Source organism: Variovorax sp. 10L421, assembly GCF_056395365.1.
This window is the reverse complement of the sequence record NZ_JBFTJJ010000079.1, coordinates 1-473: the sequence shown is the minus strand read 5'-3', so window position 1 is coordinate 473 and position 473 is coordinate 1. Positions and strand designations below refer to the sequence as shown.

1 pseudogene is annotated in these 473 nt (G+C 71.2%); it reads left to right on the top strand.

Features of this window, described 5'->3' with window-relative positions:
• Positions 1-473, top strand: a pseudogene (locus AC1DFC_RS29805) (peptidoglycan-binding protein); the annotation flags it as partial.

The following is a 473-nucleotide window of genomic DNA, read 5'->3' as shown; positions in this document are numbered from 1 at the left end:
CTGCCGCCCACGGCCAACCTGCTGCGCCTGCTGGTGCAGCAATCGAACTGCTTCATCGTGGTCGAGCGCGGCGCGGCCGGCATGAACGCGATGACGCGCGAGCGCGCGCTGATGCAGTCGGGTGAAATGCGCGGCGGCAGCAACTTCGGTCGTGGGCAAATGGTGGCCTCCGACTACGGCCTGTCGCCCGAGATCGTGTTCAGCAACAGCGACGCCGGCGGCATCGGCGGGGCGCTGGGCGGCCTGGTAGGTGGCGGCCGTGGCCGCGCCATCGCCCAGCTCGGCGCGAGCATGCAGACCAAGGAAGCCAGCGCACTGCTGACGCTGATCGACAACCGCTCGGGCGTGCAGGTCGCGGCCTCCGAAGGCAGCGCCTCCAAGACCGATTTCGGCGCCTTCGGCGCGCTGGCCGGCCGCAGCGCGGGCGGCGGCCTCGGCGGCTACACCAACACCGCGCAGGGCAAGGTGATTGC